The organism is Georgenia muralis, from assembly GCF_003814705.1.
GTDB classification, from domain to species: Bacteria; Actinomycetota; Actinomycetes; order Actinomycetales; family Actinomycetaceae; genus Georgenia; species Georgenia muralis.
Map to the genome: position 1 here is coordinate 1,247,003 of NZ_RKRA01000001.1, position 26,862 is coordinate 1,273,864.

Annotated in this window: 24 protein-coding genes; 11 read left to right on the forward strand and 13 right to left on the reverse strand. The window is 69.9% G+C overall.

The window, feature by feature from the left end; all coding sequences use genetic code 11:
• Positions 1–38: 38 nt before the first annotated feature.
• Together EDD32_RS05500 and EDD32_RS05505 are read left to right on the forward strand one after the other, a co-directional pair.
• Positions 39–401, forward strand: a complete 363-nt coding sequence (locus tag EDD32_RS05500) for a TauD/TfdA family dioxygenase (protein WP_123915570.1) — start codon at positions 39–41, stop codon at positions 399–401.
• Complete coding sequence (locus EDD32_RS05505; protein ID WP_123915572.1) at positions 398–1,306, forward strand: HEPN domain-containing protein; 909 nt, start codon at positions 398–400, stop codon at positions 1,304–1,306. Before EDD32_RS05500 ends, EDD32_RS05505 begins: the two co-directional genes overlap by 4 nt.
• 50 nt (positions 1,307–1,356) lie before the next feature.
• On the opposite strand, the gene EDD32_RS05510 is transcribed toward EDD32_RS05505, so the two are convergent.
• Together EDD32_RS05510 and EDD32_RS05515 are read right to left on the reverse strand one after the other, a co-directional pair.
• Positions 1,357–1,635, reverse strand: a complete 279-nt coding sequence (locus tag EDD32_RS05510) for a hypothetical protein (RefSeq protein WP_123915576.1) — start codon at positions 1,633–1,635, stop codon at positions 1,357–1,359.
• Between the two features lie 3 nt (positions 1,636–1,638).
• The gene (locus EDD32_RS05515; RefSeq protein ID WP_123915579.1) at positions 1,639–1,887 is read right to left on the reverse strand and encodes a helix-turn-helix domain-containing protein; all 249 of its coding nucleotides are present in this window, start codon (positions 1,885–1,887) and stop codon (positions 1,639–1,641) included.
• A gap of 104 nt (positions 1,888–1,991) precedes the next feature.
• On the opposite strand from EDD32_RS05515, the gene EDD32_RS05520 reads away from it, so the two are divergent.
• Complete coding sequence (locus tag EDD32_RS05520; RefSeq protein WP_123915582.1) at positions 1,992–2,705, forward strand: helix-turn-helix domain-containing protein; 714 nt, start codon at positions 1,992–1,994, stop codon at positions 2,703–2,705.
• Here EDD32_RS05520 and mobF read toward each other — a convergent pair.
• From mobF to EDD32_RS05550, 6 genes are all read right to left on the reverse strand, one after another.
• Complete coding sequence (gene mobF / locus EDD32_RS05525) at positions 2,654–5,203, reverse strand: MobF family relaxase (RefSeq protein WP_211338737.1); 2,550 nt, start codon at positions 5,201–5,203, stop codon at positions 2,654–2,656. The genes EDD32_RS05520 and mobF overlap by 52 nt on opposite strands.
• A gap of 247 nt (positions 5,204–5,450) precedes the next feature.
• Positions 5,451–8,801, reverse strand: coding sequence for a DEAD/DEAH box helicase family protein (locus tag EDD32_RS05530; RefSeq protein ID WP_123915585.1), 3,351 nt, complete (start codon positions 8,799–8,801; stop codon positions 5,451–5,453).
• 9 nt (positions 8,802–8,810) lie between these two features.
• Entirely contained in the window at positions 8,811–10,568 is a 1,758-nt protein-coding gene (locus tag EDD32_RS05535; protein ID WP_211338738.1) for an AAA family ATPase, read from the reverse strand.
• Complete coding sequence (locus tag EDD32_RS05540) at positions 10,565–11,653, reverse strand: restriction endonuclease subunit S (protein ID WP_170175225.1); 1,089 nt, start codon at positions 11,651–11,653, stop codon at positions 10,565–10,567. The genes EDD32_RS05535 and EDD32_RS05540 overlap by 4 nt, the downstream gene beginning before the upstream one ends.
• A 5-nt stretch (positions 11,654–11,658) precedes the next feature.
• Complete coding sequence (locus EDD32_RS05545) at positions 11,659–13,113, reverse strand: type I restriction-modification system subunit M (protein ID WP_123915591.1); 1,455 nt, start codon at positions 13,111–13,113, stop codon at positions 11,659–11,661.
• A 114-nt stretch (positions 13,114–13,227) separates the two neighbouring features.
• A complete protein-coding gene (locus EDD32_RS05550) occupies positions 13,228–14,634 on the reverse strand; it encodes a site-specific integrase (RefSeq protein ID WP_123915593.1) in 1,407 nt (468 codons plus the stop codon).
• 126 nt (positions 14,635–14,760) lie between these two features.
• Here EDD32_RS05550 and EDD32_RS05555 point away from each other — a divergent pair, with 126 nt between their 5' ends.
• Complete coding sequence (locus tag EDD32_RS05555; protein WP_123915596.1) at positions 14,761–16,779, forward strand: thioredoxin domain-containing protein; 2,019 nt, start codon at positions 14,761–14,763, stop codon at positions 16,777–16,779.
• A gap of 65 nt (positions 16,780–16,844) precedes the next feature.
• Positions 16,845–17,162 carry an STAS domain-containing protein gene (locus EDD32_RS05560; protein ID WP_170175226.1) on the forward strand — a complete coding sequence of 106 codons (318 nt, stop codon included), beginning with the start codon at positions 16,845–16,847 and terminating at the stop codon, positions 17,160–17,162.
• Between the two features lie 40 nt (positions 17,163–17,202).
• Here the strand turns inward: EDD32_RS05560 and EDD32_RS05565 are convergent, their stop codons facing one another.
• Positions 17,203–17,904: a GAF and ANTAR domain-containing protein gene (locus tag EDD32_RS05565; RefSeq protein WP_123915602.1), complete on the reverse strand. Its 702-nt coding sequence runs from the start codon at positions 17,902–17,904 to the stop codon at positions 17,203–17,205.
• Positions 17,905–18,095: 191 nt separating this feature from the next.
• On the opposite strand from EDD32_RS05565, the gene EDD32_RS05570 reads away from it, so the two are divergent.
• The gene (locus EDD32_RS05570; protein WP_246006248.1) at positions 18,096–18,584 is read left to right on the forward strand and encodes a pyridoxamine 5'-phosphate oxidase family protein; all 489 of its coding nucleotides are present in this window, start codon (positions 18,096–18,098) and stop codon (positions 18,582–18,584) included.
• On the opposite strand, the gene EDD32_RS05575 is transcribed toward EDD32_RS05570, so the two are convergent.
• Positions 18,548–19,252 (reverse strand): hypothetical protein, encoded by a 705-nt coding sequence (locus tag EDD32_RS05575; protein ID WP_211338739.1) that lies wholly within the window; start codon positions 19,250–19,252, stop codon positions 18,548–18,550. The two genes, EDD32_RS05570 and EDD32_RS05575, sit on opposite strands and share 37 nt — an antisense overlap.
• Positions 19,253–19,605: 353 nt before the next feature.
• On the opposite strand from EDD32_RS05575, the gene EDD32_RS05580 reads away from it, so the two are divergent.
• Positions 19,606–20,715, forward strand: coding sequence for a YihY/virulence factor BrkB family protein (locus EDD32_RS05580; RefSeq protein WP_211338740.1), 1,110 nt, complete (start codon positions 19,606–19,608; stop codon positions 20,713–20,715).
• Positions 20,716–20,900: 185 nt separating this feature from the next.
• Here the strand turns inward: EDD32_RS05580 and EDD32_RS05585 are convergent, their stop codons facing one another.
• Positions 20,901–22,109 (reverse strand): PQQ-dependent sugar dehydrogenase, encoded by a 1,209-nt coding sequence (locus EDD32_RS05585; RefSeq protein WP_246005990.1) that lies wholly within the window; start codon positions 22,107–22,109, stop codon positions 20,901–20,903.
• A gap of 29 nt (positions 22,110–22,138) precedes the next feature.
• Positions 22,139–22,270 carry a hypothetical protein gene (locus EDD32_RS19750; RefSeq protein WP_281274859.1) on the reverse strand — a complete coding sequence of 44 codons (132 nt, stop codon included), beginning with the start codon at positions 22,268–22,270 and terminating at the stop codon, positions 22,139–22,141.
• Between the two features lie 63 nt (positions 22,271–22,333).
• Between EDD32_RS19750 and EDD32_RS05590 the strand changes: the two genes are divergently transcribed.
• Positions 22,334–23,380, forward strand: coding sequence for a zinc-dependent alcohol dehydrogenase family protein (locus tag EDD32_RS05590; RefSeq protein ID WP_123915611.1), 1,047 nt, complete (start codon positions 22,334–22,336; stop codon positions 23,378–23,380).
• Positions 23,377–23,763 (forward strand): DUF5655 domain-containing protein, encoded by a 387-nt coding sequence (locus tag EDD32_RS05595; RefSeq protein ID WP_123915613.1) that lies wholly within the window; start codon positions 23,377–23,379, stop codon positions 23,761–23,763. Before EDD32_RS05590 ends, EDD32_RS05595 begins: the two co-directional genes overlap by 4 nt.
• Positions 23,764–23,882: 119 nt before the next feature.
• On the opposite strand, the gene EDD32_RS05600 is transcribed toward EDD32_RS05595, so the two are convergent.
• Positions 23,883–24,644 (reverse strand): nucleotidyltransferase family protein, encoded by a 762-nt coding sequence (locus tag EDD32_RS05600; protein ID WP_123920215.1) that lies wholly within the window; start codon positions 24,642–24,644, stop codon positions 23,883–23,885.
• 198 nt (positions 24,645–24,842) lie between these two features.
• Between EDD32_RS05600 and EDD32_RS05605 the strand changes: the two genes are divergently transcribed.
• Entirely contained in the window at positions 24,843–25,613 is a 771-nt protein-coding gene (locus tag EDD32_RS05605) for an alpha/beta fold hydrolase (RefSeq protein WP_123915615.1), read from the forward strand.
• A 12-nt stretch (positions 25,614–25,625) separates the two neighbouring features.
• Positions 25,626–26,735, forward strand: a complete 1,110-nt coding sequence (locus EDD32_RS05610; RefSeq protein ID WP_123915618.1) for a carboxylate-amine ligase — start codon at positions 25,626–25,628, stop codon at positions 26,733–26,735.
• Positions 26,736–26,862: the final 127 nt, after the last annotated feature.

The following is a 26,862-nucleotide window of genomic DNA, read 5'->3' on the forward strand; positions in this document are numbered from 1 at the left end:
GCCGGTGGCTACTGCTTGTCTCACCGGAGACATCCAACGTGCCGACACTGTTTTGGCCCTATAACTCCGTCGAGGTCAATGCCCAGGTTGGCGATGCCCTGCAAGAGGGCTTGTTCACGCTTGTGAGTGGCCCGAAGAGCTTTCTCGCTCCTGCCCGCAGCGTGACGGTGCTTCGGTTCGACGCCGCGTGCATGCGCCCATCTGACAGTCGGGCAATGACGGCTGCCGAGTTCCTCTCGACTCGGAAGAGCACCGCACTCGAACACATGTGGGACGAGCCGAACACCTTCATGCTGCTCGATAACCATCGGGTCTTGCATGCGCGCGGTGATGCGAGCGCCGAGCCGGACCGTCTCCTGTACCGGATCGGCTTCGACGTCCCTAAGGCGGCGAAGCGATGAAGCCCTGGGACTACGAAGCACTGTGGCTCAAGGCGAAGCTCTTCCTCAACCGGGCGATGGATGACGAGCCACTCCGCTCCTTCGACGAGCAAGCTTTCTGGGCCAGCCAGGCTCTCGAACTCCTCGGAAAGGCTGCGTTGTCGCGAAGTCATCCGGCACTGATCGCCGAACCGAGCGAGGACGGCGTCAACATCCTTATGGCCTCAGGGCTCATCGAGGGAGACCCGCGCTTCAAATCGGTTCAGGCGAAGACGGTCTTCAGCCGGTGCGAACGGGCATTCAAGCCCTTCAACTCCAGCGAGGCGATGAAGTTCGCCAACTCGCGCAACGCCTACCTGCACAGTGGCGAGGCCGCCTTCGCCTTGATCCCTTCGTCGGCGTGGTGGCCGCGGTTCTGGGCACAGGCCATCATTCTGGTCAACGCGCTCGACCGTATCGCCGAAGACTTGGTTGGCGCCCAACGAGTAGCCGGCGTCGAGGCTCATCTCGCCCAGAACAAGAAGAACATCGAGTCTCGTGCAGAGATGCTTGTCGAGAGGGCGCGGCAGCGAGTCGCCCAGATCGCCGCAGGCGTCGTCAGCGAGAAGGTCGCCCGAGAGATGGCCTTCGACGCTCGCATCGGCCTCCGCTACTCCGGTGACGAGACCTGCCCCGCCTGTGGTGCAACCGGGACACTAGAGGGTGAGGAGATCACCAACACGGAGGTCGAGTACGAGCGCATCTCAGAAGACGACTACGACGTGAACGTCACTCACACGGTCTGGGCTGATTACTTCAGCTGTGGCACGTGCGGCCTCTCCTTCGACAACCCCGAGTACCTCGAGTACCTCGACATGGCGCAGACCTTCGAAGTCGCTGGCGAGCCATCGGACATCGACTATGGCAACGAGTACGGGAATGACTGATCGAGAGCCGCCCCGTAGCAGTTGCCCGTCGCCGCGTTGACCCGTGCATGTCAGGCGGAGCGACGTCGCTTGGGCTGCGGCAGCAGATCCGTAACGTTGACCTCCCTCCGATCGGGCACGGCGAGCGCGTCGAGCGCCGCCTCGGCGAGCGCCATCCTCCTCTCCTCCCAGGCGATGAGCTGGTCGAGCCTCCAACGGTCGGGGTGGGTCATCACCGGCGCCGGCACCAGTTCCCGGTCCTTGAGGTTCTGGTAGCCCTTCGTCTTTCCCCAGCCGTAGCGCGCCATAACCTCCCTCGCGCTGAGGAAGACATGGCGCAGGTCATCCATCGCTCACACCGCCTTGGGCCGAGCGAGAACAGGCCGGGCGGCAAGGCGTTGCTCTCGGATGAAGCGACGCAGGTCGGCGACGCTCGTGTAGAGCCGCCGTCCGATCTTGAAAAACTCCGGGCCAGTCCCGATCTGACGCCACCAGCGGACGGTGTTCGGCGAGGTCCTCAGGATCTGGGCGACGTCCTCGAGCGTGAGCAGCTCGTCGTCGTGGCGCTCGTGGAAGGGGACGTCGTTGGGGTGACTGTTCATGGTTCCTCCTGCTCGGCGTGGACCGCGATAACTGCGGTCAACAGGCAGGTGTGCAAGCCGCCCCAAACGAGAGCCAAATACGTCCGATCGGATATCATCGACAGATGGACCGCTCCTTCTTGTTGGAGAGGGCGCGCCGCGCATGCGGTCTGACGCAGGCACGCCTCGCGGCGCTGTCGGGCACCTCGCAGGCGACGCTGTCGGCGTACGAGCGTGGCGTGAAGTCGCCGTCGCTGAAGGTTGCGTCGCGGATCCTGGCCGCGACCGACCACGAGCTGACGTTGCGCACGCGCGTCGACTGGGTGGAGCGCCACCCGAAGGGGATCGTGGCGTTCTGGGCGCCCAGCATGCTGTGGGCGGTGGAGCCGCCCACGTGCTTCGCGACGCTGCGCATCCCGGACCTGATCCGCGACACCGGGATGCGCACGTGGAACATGCGCGAGCGCGACGAGCGGCGAGGCGTGTACGAGCAGCTCATCCGCCGTGGGCTGCCGCAGCAGATGATCCGGTGGATCGACGGCGGCCTGCTCGTCGACGTCTGGGACGAGCTCGATCTGCCCGATCCGGTGCGTGACGCATGGGAGCCGGCGATCCGGCTGGCCACCAAGCCCTCCGAGGTGGAGGGGCTGAACTTCTTCTTCCACGAGAATCCGGAGCTCGCGCCGGGCGCACGGGTTCGGGGATGGGAGCCGTTGCCGCCCCCGCCTCCCCCATTACCGCCAGGACGTTGGAGATACGTCCAACACCCAGTTCCTCCGCCCGACCGTCAGAGCCCAAGGCTCCGGCCACGTGGGGAGGCCGGCGACCGCCGGCCGTAGCCGTCCGCGTGACGTGAACCCGCCACGCGGGGTGGGGCAGGCCGCACCGGTGCGTTCGGGCCGTAACGGTCGACGGCGTCGGCCGCGGCGACCCGTGCGTGTGCCGGCCCCAGGTCGGCGCGGTCGCGACCGAAGACGGCGACCCACTGGCTGCGCGCCTCCTGCACCGACTCGGCGACGACGTGGGCGACGTTGCGCTCACGCCCTCGAGTCATGCCGACGTACCCCGACGCAGCCCCGGTGTGCTCGCCGATCAGGACGTGTGAGACCGGCACGGTCGCACCTTGTGCGCCGTAGGCCGTGGTGGCATAGGCGAGCTCGACGTTGGCACGCACGTACTCGGGCGGCAGCACCCGCCTGCCCGCCTCGCCGTGAACGGTCAGGGCGCCGCCGTCGCAGGCGATCACGGTCCAGGTCTCCCGGTTGGCGACGTCGGCGTCGTGGTCGTTGCGGCGGGTGGCGATCCGGTCGCCGACCCCGATCCGCTCGCCCGAGGCGGTGACCACTCGGTCGGTCACCTCTCCCATGGCCTTGCGGACCTGATGAGCGAGGTTGTTGATCTTGGCGACCTGCTCGCGGGTGTCGGCGACCACGAGCTCGCCGTACGTCGTGCGCACTGCGAGCGCCTGCTGTCGCTCGACGTCGCTGGCGTGGATCACCACGTCGCCACGGCGCACGAGTTCGTCGAAGACGTCCCCGGGGTTCTCTCCCGTCCGCATCCGCAACGACAGCTCGGCGTAGGCGGGGTCGGCGAAGCGGCGGACGGTGTCCAGCTGCGTGACTCGGTCGGGCGCGTACCGGATGGCGAGGTCGAGGACACCGCCACGCCCGACGGCGGGAAGCTGGTGACGATCCCCCACCAGCATGACCCTGGCCCGGGTCTCGTCGGCGAGACAGAGGAGTGCACGTGCGGTGTCCTGGTCGAGCATCCCGGCTTCGTCGACCACCAACAGGTCACCTCGATGGAGACGGGCCGAAGGCGACGGGGTTGCTGCAACACGCTTCCACGTCCCGTCGTCATCCCAGCGGAACCCGTGCTGGTGCAGCAGCCACGCGACCGAGTGCGCTGAGGTGCCGACCTCACTGGCGGCCACCTGTGCTGCCTTGCGGGTCGGCGTCACCATCAGCATCCGGTAGCCCTTGGCTTCGACCGCCTCCCGAGTCGCGGCCAGCCGGGTGGTCTTGCCGGGGCCGGCCGCACCTTCGACGACGGTGATCCACTTGTTTTCGGCCCGCCGGGCGACCCGGTCGACGATCTCGTGCTCGACAGCCAGCACGTCCGTCGACGTAAGTGCGCGTATGTGCTCGGGCACGTCGGTGCGGCCGAGCAGAGGTCGTGACGCGGCGACGATCCGGGACGTCAGGTCCTCGGCCAGCTCGCGTCGGACCGTGCCGTCGACGGCGCCACCGATGGCGGCGATCAACCGCTCGGCCTCTCCCCGCGCGTCCGCTGCATTCCAGGCCGAGCGTCGCGCGCCGAGCCGGACAAGCGCGAGGTCGACCAGCGCGTTGCGGTCGAGCAGCCCGGGCCGCAACATCGCGGGGCGACCGGCCACTGATGACGCTGCACCCGCAAGACCGGGCGGGCGGCAGCCCAGCTCCTGCAACTCCTCGACCCACCGCTGCCGCAGATCCTCGCCCGAGGTCGGTACGACCTTGTCGGGACGCGCGTCCGCCCACGCGCGGCGATCCCATGCCTGCCGCAACGCCGGCCCGGGCTCCTCGCCCGGATGGTCGCCGCGCCAGTGGGCTTCGTAGGTGTCGACGTTGGTCTCGATCTGGCGCGCCCGCGCGCTGAATGCACCGGCGTACGGCGCGAGCTCGACGACCTCGCCGGTGTTGGCGTCGAGGGTGAGTCCGTGCGAGGCCAGTGCTGCCCGAAACCCCGGGTCGGTCATCATTGCCGCGTGCCCGATCCCGTTGATCGCCTCGAGGCTGTCGCGCACACCGACGGTGTGGATGCCTCGCCACACGCCGTCGGCGAACACCCTGGCGTTGATCTGGAGATGCAGGTGCCGGTGGGGGTCACCGGCCCGGGACGTGAAGTGGCGGACGACGGCGCCCTCGATCTGCTCGACCGGCACCTGCACCTGCCGGCCGCGTGACCCCACCCGGGTGGTGGCGTGCGAGGCAAGCCAGCCGATGATCTCCTCGGCCGCGGACATCTGGGCGGCGTCATAGGCGGCCGCGACCTCCGGGTGAAGCGCCGCGGCGAGCGACCAGGTCTTCGGCCCGTTGACGGTGACCTCGATGAAGCGCACCGCGTGCTCATCCGTGCGGAGCCGTCCCTTCACCGCGCCGGTCTCGACGTCGATTCCGGCGACCCACTTCTCGTAGGTGTCACCGTCCATGTCGTCCCGACGGTCAACCCCATCGGGTGAGGCCACGAACCGCATCGCGACTCCGCTGCCCTCCGCGAGGTAGTAGTCGTCCGCACGCGACCGGTCGGCCTCGACGTAGTGCCGTGCCGCCGCAGCTGCGCCGCGGTAGACCTTCATGCCACCGTGCATCGAGACCACCCCTCGACAACCGTCAACAACCACGAAACCGCAGGTCAAGGGCACAGTCGCGTCGGCCCCGCTACCTACTTTCGTAGCATGCGTGCCGACCTTGAAGGGGGTGGGAAAGGGCCAAACTTATTGAGGATTTGGGAGCCGTTGATAATTATGAACGGGCGCTCAGGGTGAGGGCAGGAGGGACGGCGAGTACTGCCTGCGGCACATCGACCTCACCGATTCACATCGGTCAGGCCACTTCGCTCGGCACAGCGGTCCGCTTGATGTGGTGGAGGGTGTCGACGATGACTTCGACGTCGGCGTCGGGGAAAAAGTAGTCGGGGCCGGTGGGCGCGTGGTCGGTGTAGGGAGACTCGAAGAGGCGAGCCGGCTCCATGATGCCGTTCTTCGTCAGCTCGTCGACGATGAGGTTGACGAAGCGAATCTGGTCGGCGGAGAACGCGGTGCCGTCCAGGTACTTCTCGAAAGCTTCGGTGGCGGCGGCTCGGTCGAGCCCAACGAGGTGGCGTACGAAGAAACCCAAGCCGCCATCGCGCTCGGTCGCCCACTCGATATCAACGTGCTGGCCGCCGGCATCGATCAGCATCCGCTCAAGCTCGGCCAGATCGGCGGCCGTGAGTTGCTTGTTTCGGCGCAGCCGTTGGAGGGCGAGGTTCTCCAGGTGCTCGCGGAGGTAGGCCTCGGCCTTGGCGCGGAAGCGCTCGAAGTTCGTGCCGGGTGTCACGCCTGGGAGCACCACCTCGATGCCTTCGTTCAGGGTGTCCTCAAAGTCGGTGTAGACGGGGTTGCGCGTCGTCTTCTCGATGAACCGCGCCAAGCTGCGCAGCTTTCGGCGTGCCTCCTCAAGCATCGGCAGGGTGACATCGACCCACCACTCATCGCCTGCGACGGACTCAAGCAGAACTGCCTGCTGGGCCACGCTCGGGATCGTCGTCTTGCCCAGGAGCGCGGCAGCGATGCGCTGGACGGTCTCGCGCAGCCGCTCGGCCAACGCGATGTCGCCGTCGAGCTGGGCCAACTGGCGGCGCAGGATGAGCAGGTCGAAGCGCTTGGCGTCCTCGTCGTCGTCCTGCACGGAAGATGGCAGACCGGCAAGCGTGAATAGTTCTTCGGAGTCCTCGGGCGGGATCCTCGTCCAGGCGTCTGCGGAGGCGTACTTCACAACGGCCCTGCGGTGAGGGCGCACGACGAAGTTGTCGAGGTTCATCCCGGCGACGATCTGGTGCAGGGTCGCCACGGTCGACGCCCGCAGATCTGGCTCGCTGTCGTCAAGGGCGGTGACCAGCCCGAGCCTCGCCTCGAACAGTCGCTGCGAGAGCGACTTTTGGATCTGTCCCTGCGAGCCGGGGAGGTCCTGGCTGAAGTACTCGAGGTTCCCGCAGAAGTCGAAGACGAGGAAGTCCTGCTTGTCCTCGCCGGGGCCGAACAGGTCCGTACAGAGCCGCGTGCCGCGGCCGATCATCTGCCAGAACTTCGACTTCGACCGCACCATCTTGAAGAAGACGAGGTTGACCACTTCGGGGACGTCGATGCCGGTGTCTAGCATGTCGACACTGATGGCGATATGGGGCGCCTTGTCCTTGATCGAGAAGTCGTCGATCAAGGATTGCGCGTAGGGCGTGCCGTGGGTGATGACGCGGGCGAAGTGGCCGGCGAGCTGGGGGTAGGCGAGGTTGAAGCGCTTCTCAATGAATTCGGCATGCTTCTGCGACTTCGCGAAGATGATCGTCTTGCCCAGCCGGTCACCGCTGGCGACCTTGTAGCCCTGCAGCATCAGGGTCTCGAGCACCTTGTCGACGGTGTCCTCGTTGAACAGGAACCGGTTGAGCTCCTCGGTCCCGACCTCGTCCGGTGGACCGTCTTCACCCCAGTCGAGCGCGTCCCACTGGTCCTTCTCCTCTTCGGTCAGGTCGTCGTACTTGATGCCGGAACGCAGGAACTGGGTGCCGACGCTGATGCCCTTCGGCGGCACGAGGTAGCCCTGCTCGACAGCCTCGTCGAGGGAGTAGTTGTCGGTGGGCACACCGTCCTCGAGGCGGAACAGCCGATAGGTGTTGTGGTCGACCTCGTCCTTGGGCGTCGCGGTCAGGCCGACGAGCATCGCGTCGAAGTAGTCGAAGATCGCGCCGTACTTCGCATAGACCGAGCGGTGGGCTTCGTCGATCACGATGAGGTCGATGTAGCCGGGTCCGAAACGGCGCTTGCCCTCGTCGATGTCGTTGATGAGATTCATCATCGTCGGGTACGTCGACACGTACACGCGGCCTTCGGTGACCTTCTCCGTCACCAGATTGACCGTCGTCGAGCCGGACAGGTGCTCCTTGAACGCGTTCGCCGCCTGGTTGACCAACGCCGTGCGGTCGGCCAGGAACAGTACCCGCTTGACCCAGTTGGCCTTCTGAAGCAGGTCGACCAGCGCGATCGTGGTGCGGGTCTTGCCGGACCCGGTTGCCATCACCAGCAAGGCCTCGCGCTGCTTGCGGTCGAAGGCGTCACCCACAGCCTTGATCGCCCGGACCTGATAGGGGCGTCCGGCGATGTCGGTGTTCACGGCGGCGCCCGACAACGGCAGCTTGGTCTGGCGACGCTGTATCAGCAGCTCCAGCTCGTCGCGAGTGTAGAAGCCCTGCGTCTCTCGGGGTGGGTAACCACCGGCGTCGTCCCAGATCCGGTGCTCGTAGCCGTTGGTGTAGAAGATGACCGGCCGACGACCAAACTGCTTCTCGAGGCAGTCGGCATAGAGCTTGGCCTGCTGCTGCCCAATCTCGGGGGACTTCGACGTTCGCTTGGCCTCCACCACAGCGAGCGGGAGTCCGTCCGCGCCCCAGAGCACGTAGTCCACGAAGCCGTTGCCCGCAGCATTGGGCATGCCGGTGACCTCGTACTCACGGTCGCGCTTCTCGTCGAGCGTCCATCCGGCCTCGTGCAGCAGCACGTCGATGAACAGGTCGCGCGCGACCGCCTCGTCGTAGTCACGGGTATCGGGCGCAGCTGCCGCCTGAGCCGCCGCGATCCGCGCGTTGAGCTTGGCGATCTCAACTTCGTGCGCGGCGAGCCGCTCATCCTTCGCGGCCAGTTCACGAGCGCGGGCCTCGTCCTGCTCCTGGAACTTCGCCGCCAGCCGGGTGACCGCCTCCCGCGTCAGCGGCGCTGCCTTCGCGGCGAGTGCGGGGTCGAACTGCGCCTGCAACGGGACCGCGCGGGGGTGCGGCGAGTGGTGATACGACGTCCACACGACGACGTTGAACAGTTCACGCAACACCGCCAATGAGACGTCAGGACGGATCTGCCGGTTCTCGTGGACCGCGGTGTTGGCGATTCTTCGGATGGCGGTCAGCTTCTGCGCGATCGTTTGCGGCACCGTGGCCTTGAAGGCGGCGTCATTGAGCTTCGCGGCGAGGTCGTCGCGGTAGGGGATCGGCAGAAAGAGGACGTCATAGAGGTAGCTGACCAACTCCTCGACAACGCGGCGACTGTAGAAGCAAGCCGAGCGTGGATCGGAAGCAAGGTACGACTCAGCCCTGGCGCAGTCGTCGTGAATCGGCGGCAGCGTTTGCCGGACGAAGTCGAAGTTTCCCATAGCGGTCGATCACTCTGTAGCGTTTGAGTCGTCGGTGGCGTTCCCATCCATCTCGCTGGGGGACGGCACGGACTCCGCTGTCTGGAGGTCCTGCAAGGCTTGCACTGCCAGCGCGTTCGACGCTGTGAAGACGCTCCTTGCCTTGCCAAACCGTTCCTGAGCCAGGGCATTCAACCGCTTCAGGACCTTCTTGCCGTGTCGGTATCTCTCGGGGTCGGCATCGAGGTCACGCTGAGCTCGGACGGCGATCTCGCCGGCATCGGGCTGCTTCTCACCCTCCTTGCGCCTGCGATTGGCAGCCGTCACCCGAGCGTTGATAAGGGCCTTCAGGGAGTCGTGCCGCGTCTCGATCGTCGCGTCGGCGATCAACTTACGAACCTCTTCTGGATCCTTGTCGGAATAGACGGCTAGAAGGTGGTCGATCGCCAAGAAGAAAGACTCGATGTCGGTGCCGGGAGTCGTGAAGGAGAACAGACCTGCCTTCCTAAGCCGATCGAAGACGGCGTCCAGTTCGTCACCACCGAGATAATCCCGGTCGCAGTGAACGAGCACTCGCGTGCCCGGGGCGTGTTCGGTGATGAAACGGCCTAGGGCCGTCGCTGCCGGGACCTGGGAACTCGATGCATAGCTCCAGACATCGACCGATGTGTCTGAGAAGCCGTTGGCCCGCAGGATGGTCTTGACGGGTTCCGTGTTCGAGTCCTCGGTCAGCACCACCCATTTGGTCGCTCCAGCTCGTAGTCGGTCGCCCGCATCCAGAGCGCCGAGTGCCATCAAAGAGTCGACCACATCAAAAGGAGCGTCCGATATGCCGCCAGAGCATACCCAGTGGACCGCGGCATCGACCGACACGCCCTCGTCAAGCATGTGGCGTGAGTGGGTCGACATCAAGACTTGAACGCCGTCGTCATCGGCCACTTCGTTCAGCAAGCGAACCAGCTTGCGTTGATTGTCAGGGTGAAGGTGGGCATCTGGCTCGTCGAGAATCAGCAGCCGCGGGGAGTACACGCCGATGTAGGCGAGCACCTGCGCAGCCTGCAGGATCCCGGTGCCGCTGGCGTCGATCGGGAGCACGGTGCCATCGCGGGTGATGGTGGCGCGTAGGTGTTCGTCGCTGGACGCATCGAAGGTGACATCGATATGCACGTCTGGGAAGACTTGGTGTAGGCGATCCTGGAAATGCTTCCAGCCTGCGGCATCGTTGCGAAGGATCCACAGGACGTTCCGGAACACGTTGTTAGCGTCTCCTCGAGCGGCTGCCCGTCGCACAATCCCTTCTGACTTGAATTCCTCGTACGACGGGATGCCGGCCAGGCCGGGGGCGATCACGCTGAAGGGGCTCTCTAGTTGCTGGATCTGCCAACCAAGATCCCTGCCGTGACATCGGACCGCGATGTTCTTGTTCTTGCCGCGTCGGACCGAGATCTCGGCCACCCCGTCATCGGCAGCGACGGTGATGACAATGGCCTTGCCTTTGTCTTGACGTAGCGCTCCACCCTTGGCGAGCATGTGGATGTCGCGCAGCGGCGTGTACACCAACTGATCCGTGGCAAGAGTCGCTGACAGTGCTTCTCCGGTCCATCGCGCAGCACCGTCCATTCCTGCGCTCTGCACTACGGACACTCCGAACTGAATCGCCTGCAGCAGACTGCTCTTGCCGGCGTTGTTCGGCCCGACGAGGACGGTGAGACGATCACCGAGCTCCAGTGTCACGTCCTCCAAACTCTTAAAACGCTGAACAGCGATGGACTTGATCGAACGGCTCACCCGAGTTCACCTCGAAATGCTCGGGACTGGAGGGACCGGAACAGTTCAAGGTCAGCAGTGAGCGCACGTTGGAGCCTTACTCGCTCTACCTCTATCTGGGCCGAACGGTCCGCGAACTCGCGTTGCCGCTCCAACTTGACGTGAGGCACCGGCATCACCTCGAGTTTCGCTTTCGCGACATTCTTCATGGAGCCTCCAGTGCCGCTCGCCAAGCGGCTGATGCGACGGCGGATGGCTGGGGTACTCAACAGGGCGTGCCAGAAGGTCGGCTCGGCCTCGGACTTCCATGAAAAGCGCCAGACCTTGTCCGGAAGGGCGAGGTTGGGCGGAGCACCTGTAACGAACGCGACTGCGCCGACAAGTTCTGTCGTGTTTGCGCGACTCATCAACAGGTCTCCCTCACGGACCAGATGGTCCATCGGAGGCACATAGCCCGGAGGCAGAGGCTTCGACTCGCCAGGCTTGAACCGCCCGGTGGTCACTGCGCTGATCTTCAGCACCCGGTATTCGCTGTCCGCGGCGGAGTCATCTCCCACCAAGTTGCGACCACCCGCCAATGTGGCCACGTCACCGAACGGGACGTTTTCGGTGGAGGCATCCGGGTCGCCGAACATGTTGTAGAAGATCGACTGGGGGAGTGTGTCGAGGTAGGTGAGGACTTGGCAGCGCTTGGTGCGGAGGGCATCGGCGTGGTCGAGGATCGAGGCAATCCGGCGTTGCTCGGAGCGGGGCGGGACGTCCACGGTGAGGCGGTACACGTCGTCACGGTTCAGCCCGGGCACGGCGGCGGACTTGTTCATCGTCTCCATGCGCAGCGACCTGAGCATCCAGTAAGCCCAACGCCAATCGAGGTCATCGCGCTTCGGCCTGACGAAGTACGCGGTGTCGATCGGCCACGCAGGGCCATTGATCCAAGTGACACTGCCGATACTGCCCTTGCGACCGACGACGATTGTTGGTGAGTCCGTGATGCCGGCGGAATGGCCACCAACGATGCCGCCAGATCCGACAACTGGCACATCACCGCCATCGCGATCAGATTCCTTAAGTGCTTTCCCGTAGGACAGTTCCAGGATGTCCCCCACGGCCGTCACGAGAGCATTGACTTAAGCTCGGCGAGGCCCTTGATGATCTCGTCTTCCAAGGTCTCGATGTCGGAAATGATATCGAGCGGGGCGCGGTGTTCTGTCTCGTCGCTGACGCTCTCTCTGTAGCGGTTGAGCGATAGGTCGTAGCCTTGGGAGACGATGTCGGCCTTGGGGACCAGGAACGACTGCTCGGTGCGCGCGCGATCCTTCTCGGCCGTGAGGTGCTGCCAGCGCCCGAGCACGTCCGGAAGGTCGTTGGCCTCGACCGGGTTGCGCTTGTCGTCGAGCGAGAAGCCGTCGGCGCGAACGTCGTAGAACCAGACGTCGTTGGTGCCGCCGGAGTTGGTCTTGGTGAAGAGCAGGATCGCGGTGGAGACGCCGGCATACGGACGGAAGACGCCCGAAGGGAGCTTCACGACGGCGTCGAGTTTCTGGTCCTCGACCAACATCCTGCGCAGCGCCTTGTGAGCGGTGCTTGATCCGAACAGCACGCCGTCGGGGACGATGACTGCTGCGCGGCCGCCGGGCTTGAGCAACTTGAGGAACAGCGCGAGGAAGAGCAGTTCGGTCTTCTTCGTCTTGACGATGCGCTGAAGGTCCTTGGCGGTGGCCTCGTAGTCCAGTGAGCCGGCGAAGGGCGGGTTGGCGAGGATGAGTGTGTACTTATTCGCATCGCTGGCTGCGCCTTCCGAGAGGGAGTCTCGGTAGCGGATGTCGGGTGACTCGATCCCATGGAGCAGCATGTTCATGCTGCCGATGCGGAGCATGGTGGAATCAAAGTCGTAGCCGTGGAACATCGAGGCGTGGAAGTGCTTGCGTTGCGCCGAGTCGAGCAAAGCGTCGCCGTGGGTGTCGCGGACGTGCTCGCTCGCGGCGACCAGGAAGCCAGCCGTGCCGCACGCGGGATCACAGATCTCGTCCGTCGGCTGGGGGGCGGTCATCTTCACCATCAGGTCGATGATGTGACGCGGCGTGCGGAACTGACCGTTCGTGCCGGCTGTGGCGATCCTGGAGAGCATGTACTCGTACACATCGCCGTTGGTGTCTCGGTCTGCCATCGGGATGTCGTCGAGCATGTCGACCACCTTGGACAGCAGCGCAGGGGTCGGGATGGTGAAGCGAGCGTCCTTCATGTGGTCGCTGTAGGTGGTGCCGTCGCCGATGGACCGGAGGAACGGGAAGACCTCGTCGGCGATGGTCTTGTGCATCACCTCGGGCGCGGTGTTCTTGAACTGACTCCAACGCAGATGCGCCTGGCCGGGCAGGAAGACCGGGTTCTCGATCCCGGCCTTGGTGATGCGTGCCTTCTTCTCGGCGAGGGTCTGGATGTCGTCGAGACGGCGGATGAACAGCAGGTAGGTGATCTGCTCGATGACCTCCATCGGGTTGCTGATGCCGCCGGACCAGAAGGCATCCCAGACGCGGTCGATCTTGTTCTTCAGCTCACCCGTAATCACTTGAGCAACCATACTGATGGCAGCGACCGCTGATGGCGACCTGCCCCGATACTCTTTCCTGCCCGCCCGGTACCTCCGACGCAGTCGTAGAGCGTTCCTAACACCGTCGACACATCACCGCTCAGCGAGTTTGGTCACCGAGTCACGCAGGGCATCTTCACCAGCGCGGACGTAGTGGTTGAGGACAGTGGTGAGCTTGTCGCCGAGGTACTGGGCGACAACCTCCCAGGGTTCACCTAGCTCCTCATGGAACCATCTCGTCGCGGCGTGGTGGCGGAGGTTGCGGTAGACGATGGTGCGGGGCCAGGCGTTGTCCGGGTCGTTCTCCTCGACCCAGGCGCGGACGCGATGCCAGCGTGCGTTGTGCATCTCGGGCTTCACGGGCACGCCAGTGACGGTGTCGATGAAGAGCCACAGCTCGTCCTCGGGCGGGACGGGGTAGTTCCACCAGGCGAGGCTCTTGTCCTTCTCCCGCGCGGCCAGTGAAGCGCGCCGTTGCCGTTCGCCTTCCTGTGCGTTGACCACCTGCTGGAGCGACGCGCCCGCCGGAAGGCCGAGCAGCTCCTTCACGCGGGGCAGGAGCTCGCCGTGCATGAGCGACCTCGGCAACGGCACCTCGTGAAGACTGTGGTTCTTCACCGGGCCGCGGAACCCAGCCTCGCCGCGCGGTGCGATCCACGCGCCGTTCACATGGACGTAGCCGCGGTCGAAGAAGACGTCGATCGCGCGGAGCGCGTTCTGCTCGCCGAGCCGGAGCCCGCCGAAGCCGGCTACACGGATCTTGGTGCCGAGCAGCGGCAGTCGAGTCATCAAGGGGTCGGTGCCCTCAGGTCCGCACAACAAATCGGCGGCCGCGGCCATCGCCCTCACCTGTCGTGTCTCAGGACGCAGACGCGGGTCGACGTACTGCGCAGTCGCTCCGTGGAGGACATTCGCCCGACTGATCTCCAGCCCGTCCAGCGGGTCGATGCTGCGGTCGAGCCAGCCCAGCCGCCACGCCAGCTTGCGCATCGCGGCGAGCTGGCCGCGCAGGTCCTCACGGCCGCGTTGGGAGAAGAGGGTCCTCGACCCCTTCTCCATCACCTTGCGGCTGTGCTCGACCCGCCACTTCGCCACCGGCACGTCACCGATGGTCGGCACGATGTGCGCGTTGAGCCGGGACACGCGCTGCTCCATCGTGCGCGGCTGCTTGCCACGCTCGAGGCTGTCCCTGATGTACTCCTCGCCCAGCATCCGGATCGTTCGCGACGCGCGCACATCCGCGCCGACGGGCGTCGCCTGCTCGGTGTCGAGGGCGGCCTCGGCCTGGGCGAAGATCTTGCGGGCCTCCACCTCCGAGCTCGCCCGCCGCAGCACCCGCTTCCACGGCTCGCCCTCGCCGGCCGGCGCCCGGAAGTAGACCTGATAGGTGTTGGTGCCCGAGCCGGGTGCGTAGAGCCGCACCCGCCAACCACGTGTCGCGCCGCCGAGCATGCGCGGCTTGCCCTGAGCGAGCAGCTTCGGTTGCGGGCGTGTGGCCACGAGACCGCCTCCCTAGGCTGGTGGCTCCGGGTCACCGAGAGACCCCGCTGCACATCCATAATGCATCACTCTCGTGCATCACTCAACAGATTCTGATGCACGTGCCACTGGTAAGGAGTCAGAGGAATGGCCAACCGTCTCGCCACCGCGACCAGTCCGTACCTGCTCCAACACGCTGCAAATCCGGTGGATTGGTGGGAGTGGGGACCCGAGGCGTTCGTCGAGGCGAAGCGCCGTGATGCACCAATCCTCCTGTCGGTCGGGTACGCCGCCTGCCACTGGTGCCACGTCATGGCGCACGAGTCCTTCGAGGACACCACCGTGGCCGCGGCCGTCAACGCCTCCTTCGTCGCGGTCAAGGTCGACCGTGAGGAGCGCCCCGACGTCGACGCCGTCTACATGGCCGCCACGACCGCGCTGACCGGCCACGGCGGGTGGCCCATGACGTGCTTCCTCACCCCGGACGGCGAGCCCTTCTACTGCGGCACCTACTACCCGCGCCAGACCTTCCTGCAGCTCCTCGACGCCATCTCCCGCGCCTGGACGCAGCGGCGCGAGGAGGTGGTCGAGGCCGGCGGGCGGATCGTCGCGGCGCTGGCCGAGGTCGGGAGCACGGGCCGGCCCGTCCCGCTGGACGCCGCCGCCCTCGACGCTGCCGCCGCCCGGCTGGAGGAGAGCTTCGACCGCACCAACGGGGGGTTCGGCCGGGCCCCGAAGTTCCCACCGTCGATGGTCCTGGAGTTCCTCCTGCGCCACCACGCCCGCACCGGCGACGCCCGCTCGCGGCGCATGGTCGACGTCACCGCCGACGCCATGGCACGCGGCGGCATGTACGACCAGCTCGCCGGGGGCTTCGCCCGGTACAGCGTGGACGCCTCGTGGGTGGTCCCGCACTTCGAGAAGATGCTCTACGACAACGCCCAGCTGCTGCGCCTCTACCTCCGCCTCCACCGGGCCACCGGCTCGTCCCTGGCCGAACGGGTCGTGCACGAGACGGCCGAGTTCCTCCTGCGTGACCTGCGCACCGTCGAGGGCGGGTTCGCCTCCTCCCTCGACGCCGACGCCGCCGGCTACGAGGGCCTCACCTACGCCTGGACGCCCGCCGAGCTGGGGGCGGTCCTCGGCCCGGACGACGGCGCCCGTGCCGCCGACCTGCTGGCCGTCACCGAGACGGGAACGTTCGAGAAGGGCACGTCGACCCTGCAGCTGCGCCGCGACCCCGCCGACCCGCGGTGGTGGGCCGAGGTCCGCGGCCGTCTCCTGCGTGCCCGCGCCGACCGGCCGCAGCCGGCCCGCGACGACAAGGTCGTCACGGCCTGGAACGGTCTCGCCGTCGCCGCCCTCGCGGAGGCCGGGGCGCTCCTCGGCGAGCCGGGCTGGGTGGCCGCCGCGCGCACCTGCGCCGAGCTGGTCGTGGACCGGCACGTCGTCGACGGCCGGCTGCGTCGCGCGTCCCGGGACGGCGTCGTGGGCACAGCCGCCGCCGTCGCCGCCGACCACGGCGACCTCGCCGAGGGCCTCCTCGCCCTGCACCAGGCCACCGGCGAGGTGCGGTGGCTCGAGGACGCGGGCCGGGTCCTGGACGTCGCGCTCGACCACTTCGCCGCCGACGGGGGCGGTTTCTACGACGTCGCCGACGACGCCGAGCGCCTGCTCTCCCGGCCGCGCGACCTCGCGGACAACGCCGAGCCGGCCGGCACCTCGGCGCTGGGTGGTGCGCTCCTCACGTACGCGGCGCTGACCGGCTCGGCCCGGCACCGTGAGGCCGCCGAGGGGGCCGTCGCAGCGGCCGGGACGCTGGCGGCGGCGGAGCCACGGTTCGCGGGCTGGACCCTGGCCATCGCCGAGGCGGCGCTCGCCGGTCCGCTGCAGGTAGCCGTCGTCGGCGACGACGCCGCAGCCGCCGAGATGGTCGCTGCCGCCCGGGCGAGCAGCTCTCCCGGCCTCGTCATCGCCTTCGGGGCGCCCGACCTCGCGGGCGCCCCACTGCTCGCCGACCGGCCGCTGCTGCGCGGCGCGGCGACGGCCTACGTGTGCCGCGGGTTCCTCTGCGACCTGCCGGTCACCGACGTCCCCGCCCTGCGGGCCCGGCTCGACGAGGAACGGTCTGCGCCCCCGGTTGCGGGGGTCGGCCCGACGGTCTAGCGTCGATGAACAGTCCCGCCCCTGCCCCCGGTGGAGTCTCCACCGCGACGTTGCAGGGAGGACCCGTGACAGACCTCGTCGAACGCCCCCTCGTCGGCTCGGTCGAGCTGCACCCGGGCGCCGGACGCACCACCGTCGTCCTCCGGGGCGTCGTCGACGTCTCGCTGACCGAGCAGCTCGCCGCCGCCGTGGCCGGGGCCGCGGACACCGGCGTGCCGGTGGTCGTGGACGCCTCCGCGGCGACCACGATCGACACGGCGGTAGCGGCGAGCCTGGCCTGGCTCGCGGTCAGCTGCCCACGGCCCGTCCGCCTCGTCGGCGCCACCGACACCGTGCGGACGGTGCTGGACTCGACCGGGGTCGCCGAGCTGCTGGAGGGCTGACGACGCCGCGACTTCTCGCTCGCGCCCCACGACGCTGACGTCAGGGGCGCAGGCCCAGGCTCACCACCGCCGCGGCGACGTCGTGCACCTTGACGTTGTGGTTGCGGGCGTGGCGCCTCAGGCGCTCGAACGCGGCGTCGACGTCGGTGCCGTTGGCCTCGGCGAGGACGCCCTTGGCCTGCTCGACGACGACCCGGGTGTCGAGCGCCCGCTGGAGCTGCTCGCTGAGCTGTGCCTGCTTGTTGTAGGACGAGGCGTTGATGAGATAAGCCGTCGCCATGTTCGCCAGGACCCGTGCGGCGGCGAGCTCGTCGTCCTGCCACTGCCGCGGGTCCGCCTGGTACATGTTGAGCGCGCCGACGCTCTGCTCACCGAGCTTCATGGGCACGCCCACCACCGACCGCATCCCCACCTCCGCGGCGACCGCGCCGTATCCCGGCCAGCGGGGCCCGACCTCGGCGAGGTCGGGGACGGCGACGACCTCCCCGGTCCGGAACGCCTCCACGCAGGGTCCGTCCTGGCGCTCCTCCTGGTATTTCTCCAGCGGGGTGAGGTGGGGCGGGACGGTGACGGCCACACGCAGGTGCCCGTCGACGCCGACGGTGACGCCGCTGCCCGCCAGCGCGAACAGGCCGGTGAGCCGCTCGGCCAGGTCACCGAGGACCTCGTCGACCTCGTAGTGGGTCAGCAGCTTGGCCGTGAACTCCGACAGCGTGCGGACGAACAGCTCATGGTCGTACATGACGGCTCCTCAGGGAGCCGCTGGGGCACCCAGGTCACGCCGGCGGGGGAGCCGGGGTCGGAACCAGCGTAACGCGCGCCTCGCACGTCCTCGCTGCCCCGTCGATCTCGCCCTCGACAGGGCCGAGCAGCGGGAGGAGAATCGGGGTTGACCCGTTCTCGCACGCGTCCGAGGTGATCGCCGTGACCGAGATGGAGACCTTGTCCCGAGACACCTGCCTCCGGCTCCTGCCCAGCGAGGGGACCGGATGGGTGACGTGCGCCGATCGGCACGGCCGGCCGGCGCTGCGACCCGTCGACTTCGTCGTTCACGAGGGCGAGGTCGTCTTCCGGACCTGCTACCACGACAAGGTCGCGGAGGTTCTCCAGGAGACCTGGGTGACGCTGGGCTTCTCCGCCCTCGACGAACGGCACCGCAGCGGCTGGTGGGTCACGGTCACCGGTCAGGCCCGGCTCGTCGGGGACGACCTCGTCAACCCCGGGCTGCCGCACCGCGAGTGCTGGCTCGAGCCGGGTGCCGGCCTGCTCGTGGGGGTGCCCCTGGCCGATGTCCACGGCCACCGGCTCGAGCCGTCGTCCCGCGTGCTCGAGGGCTGGACCTCGCGCGGTCGCCGGTCGGCGGGCCGGCGGCGGCCGCTGCGTCGTCACCGGTCGGAGAGGGCCTCCGTCGGCGCAGCCTGACCGGACCGACCGCGCCGGCGCCCGAGCCGGCGGGACCACTGGTACGGCCGGATCCTCAGCTGCGCCGCCCATCCGTACGTCGCCAGGCCGTCGGGGCAGTGCTCGACCGGGTCGAACCGCAGCTCGTCGTCGTCGCCCCCGCCGTTGGGCGACGCGGCGAGGTCCAGCGTGCCGAAGGTTCGCCACGCGCCCCGTGGCGGCGCCCAGACGAGTCGCCACGACGGCGGGGTCGGCGCCGCGGTGTCGCCGGTCTGCGGTCCTCGGCGCGGGTCGCGAGGCAGGGCCGCCACCAGCACGGGACCCGCCGGACCGGCGAAGGGCATGATCGACGACAGGGCCCCGCCGGAGGCCGACCGGCGCGGGACGAGCAGGAAGCGGCTCGCCGGACCGGTGCCCGTGGAGGCCAGGAGCAGGTCGTTCGGCCCCGCCGTCCCGGACCAGCGCACGGCGAGGCCGTGGATGTCGGGCAGCGGCGCTGGGACGCCCCCGGCGCGGGAGAGCCGGACGACGGCGTCGAGCGTGCCGGCACGTCCCAGACCGCCCAGGGCGGGGCCGGCGCCGTCGAGCCGGAGGCGGGCGGGCACCACCACCCCCCGCGGGTGGAGCGGCCGGCCCCCGCGGAGAGCCGCGACCCCGGCGAGCGCCGCGCCGAGGGCGGTACCGGTCACCGCCCCGACGAGCTCGGCCGTCCGCCCGACGGGTCCGCCGTCACGAACCGCGGGCCGGTCGGCGTGCCTCCCGCCGCGTCGCCGCCGGACGGGAGGGACCGGTGACGAGGAGCTGATCCATCTCTCGGGAGGCATGTCCCCACGGTGGGCGCACCGCCCGGGCTCGGCAACCCGGGACCGCCGAGGTCTCCGTCGGACGACGCCTGCGACCACGGAGGCCTCCGTCCCGGGGCCGTCACCCCGCTGCCTCCGGTTGCCGAACCCCTGCCCACAGCACACGCTTGCTGGCAGACACCGTAAACATCGAGACGTCAGCCGGGATCTCCAGGGGTCCCCGTCCGGCAGGAGAGACCATGGCGACCGACCAGAAGAGCCGTCCGCACGAGGACCACCCGGCCAAGCCGGACTCACCGAGCGACATCCGCAAACCGTCGTGGAAGTACATCGCCCGCAAGAGCGCCCGGGAGTTCGTCAAGGACCAGTCCCCGGACCTGGCCGCGGCGCTGACGTACTACGCGGTGCTCTCGATCTTCCCGGGCCTCATCGCCCTGGTGTCGATCCTGGGCCTCGTCGGCCGGGCGGAGTCGACCACCAACCAGCTCATCGACATCATGGGTTCCTTCGTGCCGGCCGACGTCGGCACCCAGATCGAGCCCATCGTCGAGAACCTCACCTCGAACCAGGGGGCGGGCCTCGGTCTCGTCATCGGCCTGCTCACCGCGCTCTGGACGGCCTCGAACTACGTCAACGCCTTCTCCCGGGCGACCAACCGCATCTACGAGGTCGAGGAGGGCCGGCCCTTCTGGAAGCTCCGCCCGATCATGTACGCCCTCACCGCCGTCCTCCTCGTGCTCGTCGCCGTCGTCGCGCTGCTCCTCGTCGTCTCCGGACCCATCGCCGAGGGCATCGGGGAGGCGATCGGCCTGGGGTCTGCCGCGCTCACCGTCTGGAACATCGCCAAGTGGCCGCTGCTGCTCCTCGCCGTCATCGTCATCGTGGCGCTGCTCTACTACTTCACGCCCAACGTCAAGCAGCCGAAGTTCCGTTGGATCAGCATCGGCGCCGTCATCGCGATCGTCGTCGGGCTCGTCGCCTCCGTCGCCTTCGGCCTCTACGTGGCCAACTTCGGCAAGTACGACGCCACGTACGGCGCCCTCGCGGGCGTGATCATCTTCCTGCTGTGGCTCTGGATCATGAACCTCGCCCTGCTCTTCGGCGCCGAGGTCGACGCCGAGCTCGAGCGCGGCCGTCAGCTCCAGGCCGGCATCCCCGCCGAGGAGGAGATCCAGCTCCCCGTGCGGGACGACGCGGCGATCAAGAAGAAGGCCGCGAAGGAGCGCGAGGACCTCGAGCGGGCCCGCGCCCTTCGTGAGTCCGCCGGCCGGACCGACGGCCAGAACACCGACGACGGCGACCACGGCCACCGGACCGACGACGAGCGGGCGGGGACGCACCGCCGGTAGCCGTCGGGGCGCCCGTCTGACAGAGCCGGGCCGTCCGACGACGAGCGGCCCGGGTCCACTGCGGGACGGGCCGACGACGAGCGAGCGGGGACGCACCGCCGGTAGCCGTCGGGCGGCCGTCTGACAGAACCAGGCCGTCCGACGACGAGCGGCCCGGGTCCACTGCGGGACGGGCCGGCGGTGGCTCAGGGCAGGTCGGCGGGGTCGAGCCGGACCAGCCGGTCGTCGTCCGGCGCCGGCTCGCCGCGGAACGTGTTCGACGTCAGCAACCACAGCCGGCCGTCCTCGTCCGCCACGACGGTGCGCATCCGCCCGTACTCGCCCTCGAGCAGCCGCTGGGGCTCGCCGACCGCATCGCCGCCGCCGTCGAGCGGGACCCGCCACAGCGACTCCCCGCGCAACGCGGCGAGCCAGACGGCGCCGTCGGCCACGGCGATGCCGCTGGGTGAGGCGTCCGCCGTCGGCCACTGCACGAGCGGGTCGGTGAAGTCCGCCTGCCCGCCGACCCCCTCGACGGTGGGCCACCCGTAGTTCTCACCCCTGATGATGAGGTTGAGCTCGTCCCACGTGTTCTGCCCGAACTCGGAGGCGAAGAGGCGACCGTCGGGCGCCCAGGCCAGGCCCTGGACGTTGCGGTGCCCGAGGGTCCACACCGGCGAGCCGGGGTCGGGGTTGTCGGGCGGGACGCGGCCGTCGCCGTCGACCCGCAGGATCTTCCCGCCGAGCGATGCCGGGTCCTGGGCGTGGCGGGCCTGACCGGCGTCCCCGGTGGTGACGTAGAGGTAGCCGTCGGGGCCGAAGGCGAGCCGCCCGCCGTTGTGGTTCTGCCCGCGCGGGATCCCCTCGAGGATCACCCGGTCCTCGACCAGGGCGTCGCCCTCCAGGCGCATCCGGAGCACCCTGTTGTCCCGCTGGGTGGTGAGGTAGAGGTAGACGAGCGGGTCCGCGTCACCGTCACCCGGCGCGACGGCGACACCGAGGAGCCCGCCCTCGCCCCCGGGGAAGACACCGGGCACCTCACCCAGGGAGACCGGCTCAGCCCCCTCGCGCACGCGCAGCACCTCGCCCCGGTCGCGCAGCGTGACCAGCGCCGAGCCGTCCGGGAGCAGCGCGAGCCCCCACGGCACGTGCAGGCCGCTCGCGAGGACGACGGGCCCGTCCGGCGCGTCGTCGCTCGTGGCGGTGGGCACCTCGGGGGAGGGGCCCGCGCCCTGCTCCGCCGTGGTCTCGCCGGTCCCCGGCGTCGCCGCGCTCGTCGTCGCCGGGCCGGCGGTGCCGGGACCGGAGGGGGCGCACGCGCCGAGCGCCAGCGCCGGCACGAGGAGCCAGACGGCCCGGCGCGGGGAGGACGGCCGCACGCGCGCCGCGCTCGTCCCCGCGGACGTGTCCCGCACCGGTGTCACCGCTGCGCGTCGCACCTGCCTCACCCGTGCGGGTCCGGCTCGGCGCGCAGCAGGTCGGCCGCCTCCTCCTCGGGGCGCGGGGGGATGGTCTCGTCCTCCTCGAGGAGGACGGGCTCGTCGTAACGGGGGTCGTGACCCGGCTGCTCGCTCATCGTGGCCTCCAGTGACGGTGGGGCCCAGCGTATCCCCGGCCTCCTCGCGCGTACGATCGCGAGGTGCTCGCGACCACCATCCACGCCCCCTTCGACATCCGCCTCGAGGACGTCCCGGACCCGCGGATCCTCCGCCCCACCGACGCGGTGGTGCGGGTCACCGCCGCCTGCGTGTGCGGGTCGGACCTGTGGCGCTACCGCGGGGTCGTCCCGGTGGCCGACCCCTCGCGCATCGGCCACGAGTTCGTCGGGGTCGTCGAGGAGGTCGGGGCAGAGGTCGGCACTGTCCGCCCGGGCGACTTCGTCGTCGCGCCGTTCGCGTACAGCTGCGGGGTGTGCGCGAGCTGCCGCCACGGCGTCCAGACCTCGTGCGTCGTCGGTGGCTACTGGGCCGGCCCGGACCGCGAGGGGAACATGGTCGACGGCGGCCAGGGCGAGGCGGTCCGGGTGCCCCTCGCCGACGGCACGCTCGTCGCCCTCCCCGAGGCGCCCTCGGAGGACCTCCTGCCGTCCGTCCTCACCCTCACCGACGTCATGGGCACCGGTCACCACGCCGCGGTGCGCGGCGGCGTCCACCCGGGATCGACGGTGGCCGTCGTGGGCGACGGCGCCGTCGGGCTCTGCGCCGTCGTCGCCGCCCGCCGCCTCGGGGCGGAACGCGTGGTCTCCTTCTCCCGGCACCCGGACCGCCAGGCCCTGGCGCGGCGCTTCGGGGCCGACGACGTCATCGCCGCCCGCGGGGACGAGGGCGTCGCCGAGCTGCGCGACCTGCTCGGCGGAGGTGCCGACGTCGTCCTCGAGGCCGTCGGCAACCTCGACGCCATGGAGCAGGCGATCGCGGCGACCCGGCCCGGCGGCACGGTCGGCTACGTCGGGGTGCCGAACGGGATCCCGCACCTCTCCCTGCGTCCGCTGTTCGGGAACAACATCACCCTCGCCGGTGGCGTCGCCCCCGTGCGGGCGTATCTCGACGAGCTCCTGCCGGAGGTGCTGGGCGGCTCGATCGAGCCGGGCCTCGTCTTCGACCTCAGCCTGCCGCTGGCCGAGGTCACCCGGGCGTACGAGGCGATGGACCGCCGTGAGGCGGTCAAGGTCATGCTCCGCCCGTGAGCCACGGCTCCCCCGGCGTCCCGGCCGACCCGCGCACGCCCGAGGAGTTCTTCGCCGGCTCGGCGACCGGCCAGGCGATCCACGACGCCGTGGCCGCCGTCGTCGCGGGGCTGGGCCCGCACGAGGTGCGGGTCTCCCGCAGCCAGGTGGCGTTCCGCCGTCGCCGCGGCTTCGCGTACCTCTGGCGGCCCGAGCGGTACCTGCGCTCCGACGTGCCGGCGGTCCTGTCGGTGGCTCTCCCCGAGCCGTGGGACTCCCCGCGGTTCAAGGAGTCGGTCCGGCTGGCGCACCTGTGGATGCACCACCTCGAGGTGCTCTCCGCGGCCGAGATCGACGACGAGGTGCGTGGCTGGCTGCGCGCCGCGTACGACGCCGCGGGCTGAGCCGGGTCCCGCGCCGGATCAATGAGCTTGACCGGACACCGAGCCGCTCCCCGGCGAGCTGGACCGGACACCGAACCGCCCCCGCGGGCCGGACCGGACACCGAGGCGCACCGCAGCCGCTACCGGCTGCGGCGGTGGACGTTCTTGACGACGTCGCGGACGACCACGGTCGCGGTGTCGAGGGCCTGCTCGAGCGTCTCGGTACCGGTGCCGAGCTCGGCGAGGACGCCGTGGCAGCGCGCCGAGAACCCCTCGGGGGCGCCGGGCAGCCGGTCCGCCGCGGTGATGGCGCCCTTCTCGTTGACCAGCCACCGGCCGGCGTGGCCGTGGATGGCGTGCGCGCAGAGGAGGAACGCCCGGAAGAGACAGCCCGCCACGTAGGTGGTGTCCCGCCGCGCCACGGCCTTGTGGGCGACGTCGACGAGGAAGCTCGCCTCCCACAGCCCCTCGCGCAGGGCGACGGCGAGGGCCGGCGGGTACTCCGCGAGCTCGGCCTTCAGCGCGCTGAGCTCGCCTGTGGGGTCGGCGAGCACGACGCCGAGCGCCACCTCCCCCGCGTAGGCGAAGTCGGGGACACCCAGGGGATGGCCGGCCTGGGTGTGGAAGGCGTACCGGCCCCCGCGCGCGTCCGACCAGGCCCGGCGCACCCGGTCGAGGTCACGGTAGATGAGGTCCACGGCGCCGCCGGCGAGGCGGAGCCACGCGCCGCCGTCGACCCACGGCCCCCACTCGCCGGGCCGGCTGACCGTCGCCCCGGCGCCGGCCACCTCGCGGACGACCGCTCCCAGCGCAGCCACGTCGAGGGGGGCGCGGTAGTACAGCCCCAGATCGACGTCGGAGCCCGGCAGCTGCTCGTCGCGCGCATGACTGCCCCCGAGCATCACCCCGACCACACCGCCGACGCCGGCGACGCGCGCGGCGAGCCCGGTGATCAGCTCGTCCAGCTCGGGCTCGCCCACGTGCTCGATCCTCCCGCAGCGCGGCGGCCGCGTCGAGACCGTTCGGCGCTCGGGGGGCCACCGCGGTGCGCGGGCCACGTCGGGGACCGGTCGCCGGTCCCGTGGCTCTACCGTGGTGGCGTGGACCTCGCGCACGACGTGACCGGGACCGGCACCGCCGTCCTCCTCCTGCACGCCGGTGTCGCCGACCGGCGCATGTGGGACCGCCAGCGCGACGTGCTGGTGGCGGCCGGCCTGCGGGTCGTCCGCGCCGACCTGCCCGGGTTCGGCGGGACCCCGGCAGCGGCGCAGGACTACGACGAGGCCGCCGAGGTCCTCGGTCTCATGGACGTGGCCGTGGGGCGGGGCACGCGGTTCGCCGTGGTCGGCGCGTCGTACGGCGGGTCCGTGGCCCTCGCGCTGGCCGCCCGGTGGCCCGAGCGGGTCGGCGCCCTGGTGCTCCTGTGCCCGGCCGCCGACCTCCTCGAGCCCGGACCGGACCTCCGGCTGGTGTGGCGGCGTGAGGCCGAGCTGCTCCAGGCCGGGGACGTCGACGGTGCGGTGGCGCTGAACGTGGCCACCTGGCTCGGGCCGGAGGCCGGCGACGACGCCCGCACCCTCGTCGCGGCGATGCAGCGGCGCGCCTTCGACCTGCAGGCCCTCGTGGGCGCCGAGCCGGTCAAGGTCCCGGTCGACCTCGCCACCGTCACCGCCGCGACCCTCGTCCTCGCCGGCGGCCGTGACCTGCCCGAGTTCCGCGCCGTCGCCCGGGCGGTGAGCGCCGCCGTCCCCGGCGCCGAGCTGGTCGAGCTGCCGTGGGCGGGGCACCTGCCCACGCTGGAGCGGCCGGACGAGGCCGCCATGGCCGTCCGGGACTTCCTCATCGACCGGATGGTCGACGCGTACCGCTGACACACTGGCCTCGTGCGCACCGTGGGGGTGGAGGAGGAGCTGCTGCTCGTCGCGCCCGACGGCAGCTCCGCGATGGCAGTCGCCGCGGAGGCGCTCGACCACGCCGACGCGCTCGGCCTGCGCCGGACCCCCGGCGACGAGCCCGGCGGGGTCATCGAGCACGAGATGACCCGCCAGCAGCTCGAGGTCGACACCAGGCCCCGGACCGGTCTGGGCGCCCTCGAGGAGGAGGTCCGCGCCCTGCGCACCCGCGCCGCGACCGTGGCCCGGGCGGCCGGGGCCGAGATCGCCGCGCTCGCGACGTTCCCACTGGCGGCCGAACCTCTCGCCGTGGCGAAGCCGCGGTACGAGGCCATGGCAGCGCGGTTCGGCGAGACCGCCCGGGAGTACCTCGCCTGCGGCTGCCACGTGCACGTGGGTGTCGCGGACCGGGAGGAGGCGGTGGGCGTCCTGGACCGGGTCCGCGGCTGGCTGCCCCCGCTGCTGGCGCTGAGCGCCAACTCGCCCTACTGGCAGGGCCGCGACACCGACTACCACAGCTTCCGGAGCCAGCTCATGGGTCGCTGGCCCTCGGCCGGCCCGCCGGACCTGTACGGCTCGGCGGCCGCCTACGACGCGGCGGTGACCGCGATGATCGGCTCGGGGGTGCTGCTCGACCCGGGCATGGTCTACTTCGACGTCCGCCCCTCCCACCGCTACCCGACGCTCGAGATCCGGGCCGCGGACGTGTGCCTCGACCCCGAGGACACGGTGCTCGTCGCGGGCCTGGCGCGCGCCCTGGTCGAGACCTCCGCGCAGGCGTGGGCACGCCACGAGCCTCCGCCCGCGACCCCGACGGCGTTCCTGCGGCTGCAGAGCTGGCAGGCCGCCCGCGACGGGCTCTCGGCAGACCTCGTCGACCCGCGCACCGGCCGGCCGGCCCCGGCCGCCGAGGTGCTCGCCGCGCTCGCCGCCCACGTGGCCCCGGCCCTGGAGGCGAGCGGGGACGCGCACCTGGTGCACCGCGGGCTCGACCGGGTGCTCGGCCGTGGGTCCGGGGCCACCCGCCAGCGCGAGGTCTTCGCCCGGACCGGGTCCCTGGCCCACGTCGTCCGCGACGCGGTGGCGGTCACGACCGACTGAGAACGCGCCCGGAGCGGGCACGCGCACCGAGGGTGTGACCGGGCCCGGCGGCCCGCGGGCCGTGCGCCTCACGGACGCGGGTCCCGGCACGGAGCAAGATGTGGCCAGGTGGCGACACAGGAGGGCG

Excerpts from the sequence above, each read along its gene's own strand:
- EDD32_RS05520 (WP_123915582.1), top strand. The coding sequence starts at position 1,992 with ATGGACCGCTCCTTCTTGTTGGAGAGGGCGCGCCGCGCATGCGGTCTG.
- EDD32_RS05570 (WP_246006248.1), top strand. The coding sequence starts at position 18,096 with ATGGAGACCTTGTCCCGAGACACCTGCCTCCGGCTCCTGCCCAGCGAG.
- EDD32_RS05530 (WP_123915585.1), bottom strand. The coding sequence starts at position 8,801 with ATGGGAAACTTCGACTTCGTCCGGCAAACGCTGCCGCCGATTCACGAC.
- EDD32_RS05565 (WP_123915602.1), bottom strand. The coding sequence starts at position 17,904 with ATGTACGACCATGAGCTGTTCGTCCGCACGCTGTCGGAGTTCACGGCC.
- mobF (WP_211338737.1), bottom strand. The coding sequence starts at position 5,203 with ATGAAGGTCTACCGCGGCGCAGCTGCGGCGGCACGGCACTACGTCGAG.
- EDD32_RS05510 (WP_123915576.1), bottom strand. The coding sequence starts at position 1,635 with ATGGATGACCTGCGCCATGTCTTCCTCAGCGCGAGGGAGGTTATGGCG.
- EDD32_RS05555 (WP_123915596.1), top strand. The coding sequence starts at position 14,761 with ATGGCCAACCGTCTCGCCACCGCGACCAGTCCGTACCTGCTCCAACAC.
- EDD32_RS05515 (WP_123915579.1), bottom strand. The coding sequence starts at position 1,887 with ATGAACAGTCACCCCAACGACGTCCCCTTCCACGAGCGCCACGACGAC.
- EDD32_RS19750 (WP_281274859.1), bottom strand. The coding sequence starts at position 22,270 with ATGAGCGAGCAGCCGGGTCACGACCCCCGTTACGACGAGCCCGTCCTC.
- EDD32_RS05580 (WP_211338740.1), top strand. The coding sequence starts at position 19,606 with ATGGCGACCGACCAGAAGAGCCGTCCGCACGAGGACCACCCGGCCAAG.
- EDD32_RS05505 (WP_123915572.1), top strand. The coding sequence starts at position 398 with ATGAAGCCCTGGGACTACGAAGCACTGTGGCTCAAGGCGAAGCTCTTC.
- EDD32_RS05600 (WP_123920215.1), bottom strand. The coding sequence starts at position 24,644 with ATGCTCGGGGGCAGTCATGCGCGCGACGAGCAGCTGCCGGGCTCCGAC.